This window comes from Streptosporangium sp. G12 (assembly GCF_052983175.1).
In genome coordinates this window covers 25,934-39,982 of sequence record NZ_JBRIQO010000038.1, presented here as the reverse complement: position 1 = coordinate 39,982, position 14,049 = coordinate 25,934, and the positions used below count along the sequence as shown (strand labels likewise).

The 14,049-nt window shown below is 70.5% G+C and carries 18 protein-coding genes; 11 read left to right on the top strand and 7 right to left on the bottom strand.

Going from position 1 to position 14,049, the window contains the following annotated elements; genetic code table 11:
• The first annotated feature begins 65 nt into the window (after positions 1-65).
• Together ACVCAG_RS40625 and ACVCAG_RS40620 are read left to right on the top strand one after the other, a co-directional pair.
• Positions 66-1,298, top strand: a complete 1,233-nt coding sequence (locus ACVCAG_RS40625) for a sensor histidine kinase (RefSeq protein WP_447191399.1) — start codon at positions 66-68, stop codon at positions 1,296-1,298.
• On the top strand, positions 1,295-1,963 hold the full coding sequence (locus ACVCAG_RS40620; RefSeq protein WP_440088735.1) for a response regulator: 669 nt from the start codon (positions 1,295-1,297) through the stop codon (positions 1,961-1,963). The genes ACVCAG_RS40625 and ACVCAG_RS40620 overlap by 4 nt, the downstream gene beginning before the upstream one ends.
• 25 nt (positions 1,964-1,988) lie before the next feature.
• Here ACVCAG_RS40620 and ACVCAG_RS40615 read toward each other — a convergent pair whose 3' ends face one another.
• A complete protein-coding gene (locus tag ACVCAG_RS40615; protein WP_440088734.1) occupies positions 1,989-2,429 on the bottom strand; it encodes an Lrp/AsnC ligand binding domain-containing protein in 441 nt (146 codons plus the stop codon).
• 34 nt (positions 2,430-2,463) lie between these two features.
• On the opposite strand from ACVCAG_RS40615, the gene ACVCAG_RS40610 reads away from it, so the two are divergent.
• On the top strand, positions 2,464-3,351 hold the full coding sequence (locus ACVCAG_RS40610; RefSeq protein WP_440088733.1) for an SMP-30/gluconolactonase/LRE family protein: 888 nt from the start codon (positions 2,464-2,466) through the stop codon (positions 3,349-3,351).
• Positions 3,352-3,506: 155 nt separating this feature from the next.
• Here ACVCAG_RS40610 and ACVCAG_RS40605 read toward each other — a convergent pair whose 3' ends face one another.
• Complete coding sequence (locus tag ACVCAG_RS40605; protein WP_440073599.1) at positions 3,507-3,923, bottom strand: SRPBCC family protein; 417 nt, start codon at positions 3,921-3,923, stop codon at positions 3,507-3,509.
• A 340-nt stretch (positions 3,924-4,263) separates the two neighbouring features.
• Here ACVCAG_RS40605 and ACVCAG_RS40600 point away from each other — a divergent pair, with 340 nt between their 5' ends.
• From ACVCAG_RS40600 to ACVCAG_RS40575, 6 genes are all read left to right on the top strand, one after another.
• On the top strand, positions 4,264-5,322 hold the full coding sequence (locus ACVCAG_RS40600) for a CPBP family intramembrane glutamic endopeptidase (RefSeq protein WP_447191398.1): 1,059 nt from the start codon (positions 4,264-4,266) through the stop codon (positions 5,320-5,322).
• A gap of 197 nt (positions 5,323-5,519) precedes the next feature.
• Positions 5,520-5,834, top strand: a complete 315-nt coding sequence (locus tag ACVCAG_RS40595; protein WP_440088729.1) for a metalloregulator ArsR/SmtB family transcription factor — start codon at positions 5,520-5,522, stop codon at positions 5,832-5,834.
• Between the two features lie 43 nt (positions 5,835-5,877).
• A complete protein-coding gene (locus ACVCAG_RS40590; protein WP_440088727.1) occupies positions 5,878-6,822 on the top strand; it encodes an SRPBCC domain-containing protein in 945 nt (314 codons plus the stop codon).
• A gap of 287 nt (positions 6,823-7,109) precedes the next feature.
• Complete coding sequence (locus tag ACVCAG_RS40585) at positions 7,110-7,418, top strand: hypothetical protein (RefSeq protein ID WP_440088726.1); 309 nt, start codon at positions 7,110-7,112, stop codon at positions 7,416-7,418.
• Positions 7,415-8,539 carry an NlpC/P60 family protein gene (locus ACVCAG_RS40580; protein WP_440088725.1) on the top strand — a complete coding sequence of 375 codons (1,125 nt, stop codon included), beginning with the start codon at positions 7,415-7,417 and terminating at the stop codon, positions 8,537-8,539. The genes ACVCAG_RS40585 and ACVCAG_RS40580 overlap by 4 nt, the downstream gene beginning before the upstream one ends.
• 223 nt (positions 8,540-8,762) lie before the next feature.
• Positions 8,763-9,527 carry a VOC family protein gene (locus ACVCAG_RS40575; RefSeq protein WP_440088723.1) on the top strand — a complete coding sequence of 255 codons (765 nt, stop codon included), beginning with the start codon at positions 8,763-8,765 and terminating at the stop codon, positions 9,525-9,527.
• Between the two features lie 134 nt (positions 9,528-9,661).
• On the opposite strand, the gene ACVCAG_RS40570 is transcribed toward ACVCAG_RS40575, so the two are convergent.
• Together ACVCAG_RS40570 and ACVCAG_RS40565 are read right to left on the bottom strand one after the other, a co-directional pair.
• Entirely contained in the window at positions 9,662-9,835 is a 174-nt protein-coding gene (locus tag ACVCAG_RS40570; protein ID WP_440088722.1) for a hypothetical protein, read from the bottom strand.
• A gap of 55 nt (positions 9,836-9,890) precedes the next feature.
• Positions 9,891-10,202, bottom strand: coding sequence for a hypothetical protein (locus ACVCAG_RS40565; RefSeq protein ID WP_447191397.1), 312 nt, complete (start codon positions 10,200-10,202; stop codon positions 9,891-9,893).
• A 94-nt stretch (positions 10,203-10,296) separates the two neighbouring features.
• Here ACVCAG_RS40565 and ACVCAG_RS40560 point away from each other — a divergent pair, with 94 nt between their 5' ends.
• Entirely contained in the window at positions 10,297-10,572 is a 276-nt protein-coding gene (locus ACVCAG_RS40560; protein ID WP_447191396.1) for a hypothetical protein, read from the top strand.
• A gap of 25 nt (positions 10,573-10,597) precedes the next feature.
• Here the strand turns inward: ACVCAG_RS40560 and ACVCAG_RS40555 are convergent, their stop codons facing one another.
• Positions 10,598-10,918 carry a hypothetical protein gene (locus ACVCAG_RS40555; RefSeq protein WP_447191395.1) on the bottom strand — a complete coding sequence of 107 codons (321 nt, stop codon included), beginning with the start codon at positions 10,916-10,918 and terminating at the stop codon, positions 10,598-10,600.
• Positions 10,919-11,227: 309 nt separating this feature from the next.
• Between ACVCAG_RS40555 and ACVCAG_RS40550 the strand changes: the two genes are divergently transcribed.
• Entirely contained in the window at positions 11,228-11,755 is a 528-nt protein-coding gene (locus ACVCAG_RS40550) for a YaaC family protein (RefSeq protein ID WP_447191394.1), read from the top strand.
• Positions 11,756-11,763: 8 nt separating this feature from the next.
• Here ACVCAG_RS40550 and ACVCAG_RS40545 read toward each other — a convergent pair whose 3' ends face one another.
• The gene (locus tag ACVCAG_RS40545; RefSeq protein ID WP_447191393.1) at positions 11,764-12,654 is read right to left on the bottom strand and encodes a GntR family transcriptional regulator; all 891 of its coding nucleotides are present in this window, start codon (positions 12,652-12,654) and stop codon (positions 11,764-11,766) included.
• 11 nt (positions 12,655-12,665) lie between these two features.
• Positions 12,666-13,925 (bottom strand): carotenoid oxygenase family protein, encoded by a 1,260-nt coding sequence (locus ACVCAG_RS40540; protein WP_447191392.1) that lies wholly within the window; start codon positions 13,923-13,925, stop codon positions 12,666-12,668.
• Positions 13,926-14,049 lie beyond the last annotated feature (124 nt).

Genomic DNA, 14,049 nt, shown 5'->3' with positions numbered 1-14,049 from the left:
AGGCGACCGCCGGCGTCGCCTCACGCGGAACGCGGAGCGACGGGACGGCGCCATAGGGTGAATTCATGATCGAAGAGCGGTACGGGCAGGCGCTGAGGAGACTTCCGCCCTGGGCGGTCGACGCCCTGATCGGTGCGGGCGTCGCTCTCATCGTGTCGATCGTCATCTCCGCCGGCCAGGGAGGACGGCAGAGCCCGGACGTGATCGCCCACCTGTGGGCCGTGGGACTGGGAGCACTGATGCTCGCCCGGCGACGCCACCCGGTGACCGTGCTCGCCGTCACCGCCCTGGGACTGTTCGCCTACTACGCCGCCGGCTATCCGGCCGTCGGGATCGCGGTCCCCGTCGCCGCGGCGCTGTTCTCGGCGGCCGAGTTCGGCCGTCTCGTCCATGCCGTCGTCACCGCCACCGTCGTGATCGCGGTCTCGCTGTTCTTCCGCCTGGCCGAGGGAGATGACTTCTCGTTCGTCGTCGGGTACGAACTGGCCGGGCACATCCTGCTCATGGCCGCTGCGATCGCCCTGGGAGACAGCCTGAGGTCGCGGCGAAACGCGCAGGCGGGAGCGAGACGGATCGCCGAGCTCACCGCCCAGCGGTACCGGCAGGAAGCGGACGCCCGGCTGCACGCAGAACGCCTGGCCATCGCGCGTGACCTGCACGACTCGATCGGCCACACGACCTCCGTGATCTCCCTGCACGCCGATGTCGCCCGCGAGTCGCTCGGCCGCGACGAGTCGCAGACCCGGGCGGCTCTCGACCTGATCAAGTCCACCACCACCCGCACGATGAGCGAGCTGCGCAGGACCGTCGCCCTGCTCCGTACCCCGGACGAGGACGCGAGGTCGGTCGTCTCGTTGTCCAGCGTCGGCACACTCCGCGAGACCGCCGCGGCCGCGGGGATCGACATCGACATCGAGATGCGCGTCACCGCCGAGCTTCCCGCGACGGTGGACGCCTCGGCGTTCAGGATCGTCCAGGAGGCGGTCACCAACATCGTCAAGCACTCCCGCGGCACCCGTGCCCGCATCACCGCGCTCGACGACGGCGCGGTCCTGCGCCTGTCCGTCGTCGACGACGGTCCCGGACAGGTCCGTGACGGCGGCCCGGGACACGGCGTCGGCTCAGGTCACGGCGTCGGTCCGGGACACGGCATCGGTCCGGGACACGGCATCGGTCCGGGACACGGCATCGCCGGGATGCGCGAGCGGGCCGAGACCCTCGGCGGCACCCTGACGGCCGGACGCGAGTCCGCGGGATTCGCGGTCCGGGCCGTCCTCCCTCTGGAGAGGACGTCATGATAGGCGTGGTCATCGTCGACGATCAGGAGCTCGTGCGCGCGGGACTGCGGACACTCCTCGAGAACGATCCGGGCATCACCGTCGTCGGCGAGGCCTCGGAGGGGCGTGCCGCGCTCTCCCGCGTCCGGGAGCTCCACCCGGACGTCGTGCTCATGGACATCCGCATGCCCGGCATGGACGGGCTCGCGGCGACCGCGGCCATCCGCGCCGACGAGTCCCTGAGGGGCTCGCGGGTGCTGATCCTGACCACGTTCGACGACGAGGAGGACATCGTCGAGGCCGTCACCGTGGGAGCCGCCGGCTACCTCCTCAAGGACACACCGTCGGAGGACCTCCGCAAGGCGGTGCGGACGGCCGCGGGCGGCGGCAACGTGCTCTCCCCCGCGATCGCCCGGCGCGTCATGGAACGTCTCGCCCAGACCCCGCGACCGCCCGAGCCGGACCCGCGGCTGGCCACGCTGACCGAACGGGAACTCGCCGTCCTGGCCCGCATCGGTCATGCCGAGACCAACGACAGGATCGCCGCCGCGCTCTTCATCAGCCCGGCCACCGTACGCACCTACGTCAGCCGGATCCTGACCAAGCTCGACGCGCGGGACCGCACGGCGCTGGCCGTCATCGCTCACCGTTCCGGGCTCGGTACCGGCGAGGACCTCCGCCGGTAGTGACCGGCGGAGGCCTTCTCGCACCCTAGTGAGGGACATGCAGGCCACGCTCGAAGAAGCTCTCCAGCACCATGACGGTCTGCGTCCCGGTCACCCCCTCGATCTCGAAGATCCTGCGCAGCACCTCCTGCAGTTCCCGGGTGCTCGCCGTGCGCACCTTGACCAGCAGTGACGCCGGGCCCGCGATGACGTGCGCCTCCTCGATCTCGGGAATCGCCAGCAGTGCCTCGCCCGACGCGCCCATCCACGCCCCTCCCTCCACGAGCACGAACGACAGCACGCCCCTGCCCGCGGCGATGGGATCGACCTCGATGGTCGTCCGCCGGATCAGCCCCCGTTCACGCAGTTTGCGCACCCGCTCGTGCGCGGCGCCGCTCGACAGCCCCACCGCCGCGCCGAGCGCGGCGTAAGACTGGCCGGCATCGACCTGAAGGAGGCTGACCAACGTCTTGTCAATCTTGTCCATCGCCGTATCATATTCTGTGATCAAGGAGGATTGCATGATGGAATCTATCGCGGCGGAGTTCGAGGTGCTCGACGAACGGTTCGTCGGCGTCGGGGGCGACGAGCGGATCGAGCGGATCCACCACGGTTGCCGCTGGGCCGAAGGTCCCACCTACGTCGCGGCGGGCCGCTATCTGCTGTGGAGCGACATCCCCAACGACAGGATGCTCCGATGGGATGAGATGACCGGAAACGTCGGTCCCTTCCGCGTCCCGGCCGGCTACACCAACGGTCACACTCTCGACCGGCAGGGCCGGCTGATCTCCTGCGAGCACGGCAACCGGCGGGTGACCCGTACCGAGCACGACGGCTCCATCACCGTCATCGCCGACAGCTGGCAGGGCAGGCGTCTCAACAGCCCCAACGACGTGGTGGTCAGGTCGGACGACTCCGTCTGGTTCACCGACCCCAGTTACGGCATCACCAGCGACTACGAGGGCCACCGCGCGGAAAGCGAGATCGGCAACGACCAGGTCTACCGTCTCGACCCCGCCACCGGAGAGGTCACGGCGGTGGCCGACGACTTCGCCCGCCCCAACGGCCTGGCCTTCTCGCCGGACGAGTCCCTGCTCTACGTCGCCGACACTCACCGCGGGCATCTGCGGGTCTTCGACGTGCGCGGCGCCGCGCTGGAGAACGGCAGGGTGCTCGCGGAATGCTCGGCGGGCGGCCTCGACGGGATCAGGCTCGACATCGCCGGCCGGATCTGGGCGGCGACGCACGAGGGGCTGCACTGCTTCGCCCCGGACGGCACCCTGATCGGCAGGCTCAGGCTTCCCGAGAAGACCTCCAACCTGGTCTTCGGCGGCCTCAAGCGCAACTGGCTGTTCATGACGGCCTCCAGCTCGGTCTACGCGATCATGACCAACGTCCGCGGAGCGTGATCTTCCGGGACGTGACGCGGGTCGGCTCGGGGACGCGGCCGGTACGCCGGGAAGCCCGGCCGGGACGGTGTCGTGTACCCGCCGGGCCGCCGGAGCCGGGACCGGCCCGGCGTACGGTCGCGTACGGCCGCCCGCACGCGGCCACCGGAGGGGGATCAGCCGCCTCGCCGGTCGACCTGACCGGCCAGCCGCTCCAGGCTGTCGCCGAGCGCCCGGTCGACCGCGTCGCCCGGCGGGGCGTGCGCCTCGTCGAAGAAGGACAGGTGGATCGTCACCTCGCTCTCGGCGTCGCCGATGCCGGCCACCTGGAGCCACCCGGCGTAGCTGCCGTCGTCGCGGGTGCCCCACTCCATCCGGAGCTGGTCTCGCTCGGTGCGCAGCAGCGCGCGGAAGTCCTGCCCGGTGGAGTCCTGCCCGCCGGTGTCGTCGTGCACCGTCACCGCGGGCAGGTCTCCCGGGTGCACGTGCAGGTCGTGCGGGAGCCACTCGTCAAGGTTGTCCAGATCGCCCGCCCGGTCGAACACCACCTCCGGCGGTGCGGCGATCGTACGGGAACGCTCGTATTCACTCATCTCGATCCCTCCGGTGTGGAGACCCGGCCTCGGCCCCAAGGGGGTGCCGGCCGGTCGTGGACGTTGATCGACGACCTACCCCACCCCGCGAGATCCATCCACGAAACACCAGCTCAAACCGGATTCCGGAGCTCAGGGCCGGGGCCTCCACCGGGACCGCCCGCCGGGACCCCGTGACGTCCCCGAAGGGAACGGCGCGGAACCGAACGGCATCGGGTGTCGTTGTGCCGGAAGGGGACCGGGATCCCGGGTGGAGCGTCGAGCTCGATGAGGCGCGCCCCGCCCCCTGATTTCATGAACCCTCATGAACTCCGCGAATCCATCGGAACGGAACGAATCCATGCACGTCCCCCAGGACCCTCGGCCCGCGGCGGAGCCCCTCCAGCCCCCCGCCCAGCCTCCCGGCCCGCCGCCCCACCGGTTCGGCGTTCCCGGTGCTCCGGACGCGCCCGGCGTACCCATGGAGCACTCCCCGCCCCCGCCCCGGCGCGACCCCTGGCTGGTGCCGGCACCGCCCGGCAGCCGCTACGACCGGCTGGCGCGCACCCGCCTGCACGCCTGGTGGCGGCCGGTGCTGGGCACGGTCGCGGGCCTCGCGGGCCTCATGCTGGCCGGGCTCGCCGTCATCCTCGGCGGTGCGACGGCCGGCGTGATCGCGGGCGTCGAGATGGGCGGATCCGACGGGCAGATCTTCACCGATCCGGTGTTCGACCTGGGGATCAACCTGCTCTCGATCGCGGCCGTCCTGCCCGTCGTGTACGGCGTGGTGGCGTGGATCCAGCGGCGCCCGCCCGGCACCCTCTCCTCGGTCGTGGGCCGCCTGCGGTGGCGGTGGATAGCGCGGTGCACGGCGGTGGCGATCGGCGCCGTGGTGCTGGGCCAGGCCGCGGTCGCCGTCACCTACGTCGCCACCGGGAAGAACCTCGGCGACATGTTCGGCTGGGTGGGCTGGGAGCGCTTCCTGCCCGCCCTGGCCGTCACCCTGCTCCTGGTGCCCTTCCAGGCCGCCGCCGAGGAGTACGTGTTCCGGGGATGGCTGATCCAGGCGTTCGGCGCCTTCCTCTCCAACCCGTGGCCCGGCATCCTGCTGAGCGCCGCCGGCTTCACCGCGGTGCACGCCTACGTCGACTGGGGCGTCATCGACGTTTTCGCCTTCGGGGCGCTGATGGGCTGGCTGGCGGTGCGGACCGGCGGCCTGGAGGCCGCCATCGCCCTGCACGTGGCCAACAACGTGCTGGCGTTCGGGGTCAGCGGAGCCGACGGGAGCCTGCCGGAGGCGCTGAAGCAGGGGTCGGTGCCCTGGCAGACCCTGGCGGGAACGGTCGTGCAGCTCGGCCTCTACGCGATCGTGGTGGTGGTCATGGCCGGGAGGCGAAGGATCGAGACCGTCTCCCGCTGAGGCTCCGGCGCCACGGCTCGAATCGCCCCGGGCGGCCCGGGGTGGCCGCGCGGGTCACCCACCTTCCGGCGCCGGCATCTGCCGCCCGCGCGGAAACCCGCGAACCACGCACTCCCCTCCCGTACGCCGGACGCGACGCCTGGCTCGCCCTCCATGCTCCTTGACATCTTATATGCCAATCCAGCTATATTGCCGAAGTGGCAACCACATTCGAAGTACTGGCCGAGCCCCGGCGCCGGGAGATCCTCGACCTGCTCCGCACCGGCGAGCGTCCCGTGGGCGACCTCGTCGAGCGGCTCGCGCTGACCCAGCCGACGGTGTCGAAGCACCTGAGGATCCTGCGCGAGGCGGGCCTGGTCGAGGTCAGGCACGACGCGCAGCGCCGGTGGTACCGGCTGCGTCCGGAGCCGCTCGCCGAGATGGCCGCCTGGCTCGAGCCCTACCGGAGCATGTGGGAGGCCGGCCTGGACGCGCTCGAACGCCACCTCGACACCATGCCGGAAGAGGCCTGACGAGACATCAGTAATCCGACAAAACCTGAGAAAGGGCAACATAATGGAGGAACAACAGGCGACCCTGCGGACCGTCGACGACCGGCCGGTGCTGCGCTTCGAACGGCGGCTGGCCCACTCCCCGGAGAAGGTCTGGAAGGCCGTCACCGACCCGGCCGAGATGGTCCACTGGTTCCCGGCGACGGTGGAGACCGAGCAGGTGGTCGGCGCCGCGATGCGCTTCACCTTCGAGGGCGGGGACGACCTCACCCACGGCCGGATCCTCGAGTTCGACCCCCCGAAGGTGTACGCCTTCCGCTGGAACCAGGACGTGCTGCGTTTCGAGGTGCTCCCCGACGGGCCGGGGTGCCGGCTCGTCTTCACCCACACGCTGGGAGGCGGGTGGGCCGGTCGGCTGACCGCGGGCCGCACCGCGGCGGGCTGGGACGTCTGCCTGGTCGCGCTGCTGGCCACGCTGGACGGCGAGCCCTCCGAGCAGCCCTCGGACTGGGCCGACCGCATCGGGGCCTACGTCGAGGCCTTCGGGCTGGCCGAGGGCGAGACGCGGGAGAGCGGCGACGGCCACCTCGTGAGGTTCGCGCGCGACCTGATGTGGAAGCCCGTCGAGGAGGTGTGGGACATCCTCGCCGAGCGGGACGACCCCCGGCCGGGCGCGGAGCCGTCGGCGTGGTTCACGAACCCGTACGTGCCCACGGGCCCGGTGACGGAGGCCGGGGCGCCGCGCGTCCTGGAGTACGACTGGCTCCATGACGGCGAGCCCGCGGGGCGGGTGCGCTGGGAGCTCGCGCACGATCCCGCGCGGGGCACCCGGGTGGTGCTGACGCAGACGGTTCCCGCGCGACTGGCCGATCTCCGCGCGACGGCGCTCGCCGCCTGGCAGGCGCACCTGGAGGCGCTCTTCGAGGCCGTCGTCCAGGGCGAGCCCCGGCGCCGGCCGGAGGGCCGCGTCGAGGAACTGCGGAAGCTGTACGAGCACCGCCTGGGCTGATCGCGCCCGGAACGCCCCGCGGCACGATCGACGGGCAGCGGGCGGACCGCGCGGATTTCTCGTCCTCACCGTGTCATCACAATGCAGGGCGACGCCATGGTTGCCGGCGGGACCGCGACCAGCGAACCACGGGGACGGATAGGTTTTTGTACTGCGATGATCACGGTTCGCTGGATATGATCGCTTCTTGGTAGATATGGCCGGACGGTGGGCAGGCAACCGGCCAACGCGCCGAACCGGTGTCCGAGCGGGTGGTATCTCGGCGACGGCGGAGGGAGTCGGCTCCGGTGGGAAACCTCGATCTGAATCGCGAGGCGCTGGCCAAGCTGCGCGTCACGGTGAACACCCAGGGGGGAAGGCTCGCCACCGTCGGCGACGACTTCCCCGCCAAGGGCGGCGCGAGCTCGTCGCTCTTCGGGACCCTGACCGGCGCCCGGGAGCTGGCCGACGCGATCGGCCGGGTCGAAGGGTACGCGGACGGCGAGCTGGGCACGGTGAAGAGCCGTCTTGACGGCGTCGAACGTGCCCTCGACACGATCGAGGACAACGTGACCGCGGCCGAGCGGGGCACCACGAGTCATCTTCCGGTCATATGACCGACATGGACTCCGTGGCGGCGCTGCCCGGAGGGCAGGCCCTGGCCGCGCTGGTGAAGAAGACGGACGGGGACCCCGCCGCGATCCGGGCGATCGCCACCCGGTGGCGCAAGGCGGTCAGCTCGTCCGCCGATCCGTTCAGGCTCCTGAGGAACGCGGTCAACCAGGTGGACACCGCCTGGAGGGGCGCCTCCGCCGACGCCTTCGTCGCGTACATGCGGCGGTACGACAAGGCCGGCGGTTCCCTGCGGGACGCGCTGGGCGACTGCGCGAACTCCCTGGACACCGCCGCCGGCGCCGTCGAGACGGCGAGGTCGGACGCCGAGCGCGTCTGCGGCGACCTGCTGACGTGGGTGGCGGAATACCGGCGCCGCAACCCGCACGCCACCGAGGAGCAGCTCAAGCCGGGCATCGGCCGGCAGGTCGAGATGGCGGTGTCCCAGGTGCGGGGGCACATCGACTCGGCCGAGACCGCGCTGTCCACCGCGCGGCGCGAGATCGACAAGCATCTCGGCGACACCACGGTGTTCTCCGCCATCCCGGCCGCGGGCGACCAGGACTTCGTCCCCGGCCCCGGGCACACCACCCGGTGGGTGCCGGTGCCCGAGGAGGAGCTCCGCACCACGCTCGCCGGTACGGAACCCGGCTCGCGGGGCGGCGGTGGACAGGGCGGCGGCTCGTCGTCCGGGAACGACGGCGGCGGCTCGGGCGGTGGCAGTGGAGGCGGTGGAGGAGGGGGCGGCCAGGCGATCCCGTACACGGTCACCGGCGACGGCACCGGAGCCGACGTCGTGGCCGCCGCGAGGAGCCACATCGGCAAGCCCTACGTCTGGGGCGCCGACGGGCCCAACGCGTTCGACTGCAGCGGTCTGGTGCACGTCTCGCTGAACGAGGCGGGCATCAAGATCGGGGACAACACCGCCGCCGGATACCAGGCGAGCGGCCGGCCGATCACCGGCCCGCCGCAGCCGGGCGACATCGTCTTCTTCGGCGATCCGGCGACCCACTGCGCCGTCTACATGGGCGACGGCCAGATGATCGCCGCCCCGAAACCGGGCGACCACGTCAAGATCCAGACGGTGGCCGGCGCGTCCCCCATCACCTACCGGCGCTTCACCTGAACGTCCGTACGGAGCTCGCACGACGCCGGCCGGCAGGTCCGCTCGCCGGTGTTCACGGTGGCGGGGCCGGTGGTTCCCGGGCTTCCCGCGCATCGGGTACGCGGGAGAGGGAAATGTCGGTGGACTCTGGCAGGCTGAGGGGCGACCGGCCCACTGGTTTCGCCCCCGCGCGCGGAAGCCCGGAGCCGGGTCACCGCCACGTGAACGCATCGAAGGAGAGGCCATGCTCACCACCCGATATGTCCCCGGCGCCCCCAACTGGATCGACCTGGGCACGCCCGACACCGAGGCCACCGCCGCCTTCTACTCCTCCTTGTTCGGCTGGCATTTCCAGGAGGCCGGTCCCCAGGCGGGCGGCTACGGCTTCTTCCAGCTCGACGGCAAGACCGTCGCCGCCATCGGGCCGCTCAGCGAGGAGGGAGCGGTTTCCGCGTGGACGCCCTACTTCCACACCGCCGACGCCGACGCCACGGCGAAGGCGGTCGAGCAGGCGGGCGGGACCGTGCGCATCGCGCCGGACGACGTCTTCACCAAGGGCCGGATGGCCGGATTCACCGATCCCGGCGGCGCCGAGTTCGCCGTCTGGCAGCCGGGCACCATCGAGGGTCTGGACCTCGTCACCAAGAACGGCTCCCTGGCCTGGCTCGAGCTGTACGTCCCCGACACGGAGGCCGTCCGCCCCTTCTACCAGGCCGTCTTCGACTGGAAGGTCCAGGACATCACGTTCGGCGACATGCCGTACCTCCTGCTGTCGACCTCCGGGGACGACAGCCAGGACCTGGGAGGCGTCATGTCGCTTCAGGAGGGCGACAGGCCGCACTGGCTGGCGTACTTCGAGGTGGCCGACTGCGACGCCTCCGTCGTCCGGGCGCGGGAGCTCGGCGGCGACCTCGTCGCGCCCGCCGCGGACATCGAGGGCGTCGGCCGTTTCGCCGTGCTCTCCGACCCTCACGGCGCGCGCTTCGCCGTCATCGCCAGCGTCGGCTGACCCACGCGGGGCGCCCCGCCGGCCCTGCCCGCGCGGGGCGCCCGGCCGGTCCTGCCCGCCGAGCAGGCGTGCCGGCCGCGTCGCGTGCGGTCGCCGGTCCGGGCCCTTGTCCCGTGCCCGGGCGTCATCGGGGGTCAGGCGGCGGGCGGGGCGTCATCACGGCTGTCGACCTCGGCCGCGATCCGGTCGGCGCGCCGGCCGACCAACGAAACGAGCAGGAGCGCGAGCGCCGGGAGTGCCAGGTCGGAGGCCACGATCACCGGTTCCATGTTCGGATGCCACCCGCGCGAGATCTCCCGCGTCGTCATGATCATCGCTTCCCGGGGCCGCCGGAAGCGGGACCGTTCAAACCGGACGATCACGTCATCCCATGCGGTCGCGCAGGATCGCGACGCCGTCGCCTTCGAGGTCGTCGCAGTACGCCGCGCGCCCGGTCATGGCCATCGTGAGCGCCAGGGTGGTGCCGGACACGAGCGCGCCGGAGCCGGCCCTGAAGGGGCCGTCGTCGGCGGCGAGTCGCAGGCCGCCGATCCGTCCTTTGGCGAGGACCACGAGGTCGGAACCCCGGTAGTAGTCGGCCAGCCGGGTGAGGGCGGTGATCGGGTAATCGCGGCGGATGCCCAGCGGGCGCCGTATGTCCTCCGCGTGGACGATCGTCTCGCCCAGCATCGCCACGGTCGGCAGGGGGGCGTTCCCCCTTGAAAGTGGACACCTTGGAGACTGGATCTTGAGGTCCAGGGGAAGAGAGCCCTATCGGGCAGGTGCGGCGGTGCTGGCGCACTTCGAGGAGGCGGATGTGAACCTCGGCGATGTGCACCTGCACGGTCAGGACATCGTCTACAACGCCGACACCGCGCACTACGCCAGCTTCGGTTTCAAATATCTGCGGTTCCTGCCCCGCTGGGTCACGAGGTTCGGGTGCGCACGGTATGTGGAAGTCGTGCACCCCACGAAGACGGGCGCGCTGACCTGCCTGCAGCTTTCCGTCGTCCGGCCCGACTACTTCGATCATGAGATGCAAGTCCGCTGGGATTGGTCGGCGTAGCCTCGCGGCGGCGTCGGGGTGAAAGTCACCGGCTGGTGGTGAGGGTGGCGAAGTCGGCGTGGGCCGCTTGGACGGCTTCGGGGTAGGCCTGGCGTTTGTTGTGTTCGGCCATGGCTCGGTAGGTGCTGGCCGGGCTGGGGCTATGGCCTTTACGTTTGCCGGTGGCGATGATCAGGTCGGGCTGGATCTGCTCGACGGACTCGCCGTTCAGGCGGCGGCGCAGCACGGTGTGCAGCATGTCTTCGGTGATGACCGGCGGGCGGCCGCCGTGCTTGCTTTTGCGGGCGGCGGCATCGAGGCCTTCGACGGTGGCTTCGCGGACGTTGTCGCGTTCGGTTTCGGCCATGGCGGCGAAAAGGCGAACAGGATGCGGCCGGGCCCGGTGGGGTCGTGGATACCGGCCAGGGGCCCGGCGAGCATCTCCAGGACCAGGCCGTGCGCGGTCAGGTGGTCGGCCAGGGCGGTGAGCTCGGCGGCGTCGCGGCTCAGGCGCTTCATCTCGTACATGGTGAGGATGACGCGGCAGTGCGGGGCGTGGGCCTTGATCTGGCGGGCCAGAGTCAGAGCGGCCGAGCATCTGGGGCGCCTGCGGAAGTAACAGGTGGATGGGCGGCCGAGTCCCTTTGTACGGTGGTGCCGATGACAAGGGAGCGGAGTGGCATCTGTGGGCACGGCCTTTCGGAATCTGCGCGCGCTTCGTCACGACCCACCGGGATATGCGAAACAGGGCGCGCGGCGCACGACGTTCCAGTCGGCGTTGGAGCAGTGCGAGCAGTTCCTAGGCGCAGCTGGTATCGCCGGCTACGCCACCCGGCCCGTTCAGCTCTTCTATGCCCTGTCGCAGGCTGGCCGGGCCATAGTCGTGGCATCACCGAACGTCGGTAACCAAGGGTGGAGGGTCAGTGGACACGGCCTCACCGCCAACACCAACGCTCTGCTCGGAGTCCCGGTAGCATCGGCGAAATTTTCAACGGATATGCAGGTCAGAGGCCCCTTAAGAACTTTCGGGCACAGCTTGGAAGGTGGGCCGCTGACCTGCATATCCGTTGTCTCCCGCTTCGTTACTACCGGGACCCCTTCTGGTGCGCTGGCCTTCCACGCTGCGCGCGCAGTTAGGGACGCGGTCGAGACCGCGGTGCCACTGGGCCGCTTCGGCGTCCAATCGACGTGCCGACTCTGGTGAAGGCCCGGTCACCGGCGGATCTCCCGGGGTGCGATCACGGTGGCCAGGCCGTCCAGCAGGCGTTCGAGGCCGAAGGTGAACAGTGATTCCAGGTCGAGCTCCGCGCCCGGCTCCGCGACCTGGGCGATCAGCGGCCCGGCGACGGACAGCTTGGCCTGGCCCCACTGCTTGCTGGTCATGCCCGTGTCCAGTTCAGCGATGGCCTCGCTCTCGATGTTGATCGCCGTCCCCCGGACGTAGTTCACGATCGTGCCGTAGACGTGCATGCGGGTGATCGGGTCCAGGCCGAGGCCGTCGAGCGCGCGCAGGGTCCATACCCCGTACGCGAGCTGCCCGGGCAGTGTGGCCGGCCGGGTGATGGACACGAGCCGTGGCAGCCAGGGATGGCGCTGGTAGGCCGCCCACTGTAGCTGAGCGGCCACCCGCAGGTGGGAACGCCATCCCGGCGGCGGCGCCGGATATTCGATCTCGGCGAACGCGGCGTCGGCGATCAGCTGGGTTAACTCGGCCTTGGCCTCGAGATGTCGGTAGAGGGCCATGGTGGCGACGCCGAGTTTAGCCGCGACCGCCCGCATGGACAGTGCGGCCAGGCCGTCGGCGTCGGCGATCTCCATGGCGACGCGGACGACGCGGTCGCGTTCGAGGCTCCCGGCTGAACGCGAGGGCAGCCTCCGCGGAGCGACCACGGCGCCGACCCGAGACACCGACTCGATGGCGCCGACCTGCTTGAGCGCAGCCAGCGCCTTGGTGGCCGTCGCCATGGCGACTCCCCATTCGCGCATGATCGCCCTGGTGGTCGGAACGGGAGCGCCGGACTGCAACTCTCCGTCGGCGATGCGCCGCTCGATGTCGGCGACGATCCGGAGGTACGGCGGTTGCGGATCGTTCACGACGGCCATACTGCCACGTCTCAGCGGTCAGGCAGCCAGTTGCCGTGCAGACCGAGCGGCACCCTGACAGGGAGGTGGACGCGCGCGACGGGCTCGCCGGTGAAGTCCTGGGCCGAGAGGATCACCAGATCGCTGGCGTTTCGGCGAGGATTGTGCACGTACGTAAGCAGGTACCCCTCGTCCTCCCCTTGCCCCGCGGCGGCGAACACTGCCTCTCCGACCGCCTCGTCCCTGCCAAACCCGTGTACTTCGTTCGTCCCTCGTTTCAGGTCGTGCTTGACCAGGGCATTAGTGAATGCGTCGTCCGGCGGCATGCCCTCGGGCACGAACGGAATCCCGTACAGGGCTGTCGCGGCCGAGTAGCCATATCGGTATGGGCGGGTGGCACGTGCCTCGTTCACACGCGGGAAATCCTGCGGCCGGTCGTCGATGCGCTGCTGGTGGATCTTGTTCGGTGTGATCGTCCAGCGGTCCAGCGTGGGCCGGATCGCTCCGGGGTCGGCGGGATCGAACGGCCCCTCGGCCGTGACCAGGTCGACCACGATCGCGTCGCCGTCGTCGTAGGCGTTGAGCGTGTGGCTGACATGGATCGGATCGATGTCCAGCCAGCGCACGTCACTACCGGTCCGCGGCATGACCCCCACACGCGTCGGGTGCCCCGGCAACCACCGGCACTCGAACCCGTCGAAACCCAGCGGCGTGTCCCACAACACCACGTGTTCCTCTGTGAGCGCGAAGTCGTGCATGAACGGCGTCCGCGTCATGGGGATGGCGGTGGTCTGGACGACACTTCCCCCGGGGTCGGTCATGATGTACTGGACGAAGTCGCGGCCCGGCATGTACGACAGCGAATGCAACTCGCCGGTGAGCGGGTCGTGCTTGGAGTGCGCCCCCGCCGTGAACCCCTCCGCAGTCCCACCCAGCTCGCACACGCCCACGGTGTTCAGCTCCTCGTCCAACTCGGCGGGCGGCAGGCCACCCTCCGCCAAGGCGAAGGTGCGCTGAGCGTGCTCGATCACGTGCACCATGGGCGCGAAGCCCGGTGTGCGCACGAAGCGGTTGCGGTACCACTCGGCCCGGCCGTCACGCAGCCGCACCCCGTGCACCATGCCCTGGCCCATGCCCCAGATGTGCACAACGGGGTCTTCCACGCCCAGAGGGTTGGGCCCGTTGCGCAGGTAGCGGCCGTTGAGCTCGGCCGGGATCCGCCCGGTGACAGGCAGGTCGTAGGCGGTGACTTCTTCAGTAAGGGGCGCGAAAGGCCCTTCCAGATACTTCATGTGGACACCGTACGTAAGCGAACGCCTGATCCCACGTCAACAACGGGAAATACCATACCGTGCACTAGTGCAACAGTATGAGCCCACCCGAAAGGGACCCTCACGGCATCGCGGTTCCGAAGAG

What these genes read in the sequence shown, in the direction of transcription:
- ACVCAG_RS40555 (WP_447191395.1), bottom strand. Translation starts at nt 10,918, where the DNA reads ATGGCCGAAACCGAACGCGACAACGTCCGCGAAGCCACCGTCGAAGGC.
- ACVCAG_RS40620 (WP_440088735.1), top strand. Translation starts at nt 1,295, where the DNA reads ATGATAGGCGTGGTCATCGTCGACGATCAGGAGCTCGTGCGCGCGGGA.
- ACVCAG_RS40575 (WP_440088723.1), top strand. Translation starts at nt 8,763, where the DNA reads ATGCTCACCACCCGATATGTCCCCGGCGCCCCCAACTGGATCGACCTG.
- ACVCAG_RS40610 (WP_440088733.1), top strand. Translation starts at nt 2,464, where the DNA reads ATGATGGAATCTATCGCGGCGGAGTTCGAGGTGCTCGACGAACGGTTC.
- ACVCAG_RS40590 (WP_440088727.1), top strand. Translation starts at nt 5,878, where the DNA reads ATGGAGGAACAACAGGCGACCCTGCGGACCGTCGACGACCGGCCGGTG.
- ACVCAG_RS40600 (WP_447191398.1), top strand. Translation starts at nt 4,264, where the DNA reads ATGCACGTCCCCCAGGACCCTCGGCCCGCGGCGGAGCCCCTCCAGCCC.
- ACVCAG_RS40540 (WP_447191392.1), bottom strand. Translation starts at nt 13,925, where the DNA reads ATGAAGTATCTGGAAGGGCCTTTCGCGCCCCTTACTGAAGAAGTCACC.
- ACVCAG_RS40545 (WP_447191393.1), bottom strand. Translation starts at nt 12,654, where the DNA reads ATGGCCGTCGTGAACGATCCGCAACCGCCGTACCTCCGGATCGTCGCC.
- ACVCAG_RS40615 (WP_440088734.1), bottom strand. Translation starts at nt 2,429, where the DNA reads ATGGACAAGATTGACAAGACGTTGGTCAGCCTCCTTCAGGTCGATGCC.
- ACVCAG_RS40625 (WP_447191399.1), top strand. Translation starts at nt 66, where the DNA reads ATGATCGAAGAGCGGTACGGGCAGGCGCTGAGGAGACTTCCGCCCTGG.
- ACVCAG_RS40605 (WP_440073599.1), bottom strand. Translation starts at nt 3,923, where the DNA reads ATGAGTGAATACGAGCGTTCCCGTACGATCGCCGCACCGCCGGAGGTG.
- ACVCAG_RS40570 (WP_440088722.1), bottom strand. Translation starts at nt 9,835, where the DNA reads ATGACGACGCGGGAGATCTCGCGCGGGTGGCATCCGAACATGGAACCG.
- ACVCAG_RS40580 (WP_440088725.1), top strand. Translation starts at nt 7,415, where the DNA reads ATGACCGACATGGACTCCGTGGCGGCGCTGCCCGGAGGGCAGGCCCTG.